The organism is Streptomyces ossamyceticus (assembly GCF_001418475.1).
GTDB lineage: Bacteria > Actinomycetota > Actinomycetes > Streptomycetales > Streptomycetaceae > Streptomyces > Streptomyces ossamyceticus.
Window position 1 is genome coordinate 213 of record NZ_LIQX01000937.1, and the last position, 1561, is coordinate 1773.

A 1561-nucleotide genomic window follows, 5' to 3' on the forward strand; every position below is an offset into this window, starting at 1 on the left:
CGCGCAGCTCGACGACGACGGGATCGTGCCGGTCGTCTTCTTCTCCACCGGCGTCGACGCCGTCACGGAGATCGGGCTCGCCGACCACCACGGCCGGATCCAGCGGATCGTGTCCGGGCTCGGACACATGGGGAGGACCGACTACCACCTGGCCATGGACGCGGTCATCGACCACTACCTCGACTGCGGTGCCGAGGATCCCGCCCTGGTGGTCTTCCAGACGGACGGCGGGCCCACCAGCAAGCTCGCCGCCGAACGGTATGTGTGCAAGGCAGCCCGGCTGCCGCTGTTCTGGCAGTTCATCGGCTTCGGGGACCCGGACAGCCGGCAGTTCGACTTCCTGCGCAGGCTCGACGAACTGGCCGTGCCCGGCAAGCGGGTCGTCGACAACGCCGGTTTCTTCCACGCCGGTTCGGATCCCGGTGCCCTGTCCGACGGGGAGCTGTACGACCGGCTGTTGGGCGAGTTCCCGAAGTGGCTGGTGGCGGCGCGGGCACAGGGGATCGTCGCGTAACCGGCCCCGGCGGAGGATCTGCGGCGACCACCGCACCGGCGGCTCACCGGCGGCGACCACCACTGAGCACCGTCTCCCGGCACTCGTCCGGCGACCCCCACGCCGAGCGCAGCGCCCGGGCCTTCGTCAGCCACAGCGACAGGTCGTACTCCGCGGTGTAGCCGATCGCGCCGTGCGACTGGAGCGCCGTGCGGGCGGCCCGGTACGCCGCCTCGCAGGCCATGACCTTGGCGGCGGCCACATCCGCCGGGTCCAGGGTGACCGCCGCGCCGAACACCAGCGGGCGCGCGAACTCCAGGGCCACCTTCGCGTCGGCCAGCCGGTGCTTCACCGCCTGGAACGAGCCGACGGGCACCCCGAACTGGGTGCGCTGCGCGACGTACGCCACCGTCCTGTCCAGGAGGGCGAGACCGACGCCGAGGGCCTGCGCGGCGACCGCGAGCCGCGCCCACAGGACCGCTCGGGCGACGGGCGGATCGGCGGCGAGGAGTTCACCGCCGGGGGAGAGGGACGTCGGGCGACGGGCCGGGTCCAGGGACGGGCGGACCGGGCCATGCCCGGGTGACAGCCGCAGCTCGGGCCCGCTCAGGGACAGACGGGCGGTCGCCGCGTCCCCGTCCAGCGCGTACGGCGACCCCGGCGGCGTGACCGTGGCCATCGCCTCCCCCGACACCAGCGCCGGGAGCAGCCGCTTCGCCGGGCCCGGGTCGTCCAGCCCGGCGAGGAGCACCGTGGCCGCCACCGTCTCCACGAGCGGGCCCGGTACGGCGTGCCGCCCCAACTCCACGAAGGCCACCGTGAGTTCGACGGGCAGGAGGCCCACCCCCTCGTACGCCTCCGGCGCCGCCAGCGCGAACACGCCGGCCCGCGCGACCCGCGCCCACAGCGCCCGCCCCGCCGCGCGCTCCCCACGGGCCCAGGCCCGCACGACCGCCGGGGTGTCCGCGGCCGTCAGCATCGCGTCCAGCGACGCGGCGAACGCCCGCTGCTCGGCGTCGAGGAGGAAACGCATCAGCGGGACTCCTTCGGGAGCGGGAGCGGGAGCGG

Annotated in this window: 2 protein-coding genes; one reads left to right on the forward strand and one right to left on the reverse strand. The window is 74.8% G+C overall.

Going from position 1 to position 1561, the window contains the following annotated elements; genetic code table 11:
* A partial coding sequence (locus AOK15_RS40730; RefSeq protein ID WP_063799124.1) for a VWA domain-containing protein occupies nt 1-514 on the forward strand: 514 nt, incomplete at its 5' end.
* Nucleotides 515-557: 43 nt separating this feature from the next.
* On the opposite strand, the gene AOK15_RS40735 is transcribed toward AOK15_RS40730, so the two are convergent.
* A complete protein-coding gene (locus AOK15_RS40735) occupies nt 558-1526 on the reverse strand; it encodes an acyl-CoA dehydrogenase family protein (RefSeq protein WP_055524249.1) in 969 nt (322 codons plus the stop codon).
* Nucleotides 1527-1561: the final 35 nt, after the last annotated feature.

Coding starts and splice junctions, on each gene's coding strand:
- AOK15_RS40735 (WP_055524249.1), bottom strand. CDS start 1,526: ATGCGTTTCCTCCTCGACGCCGAGCAGCGGGCGTTCGCCGCGTCGCTG.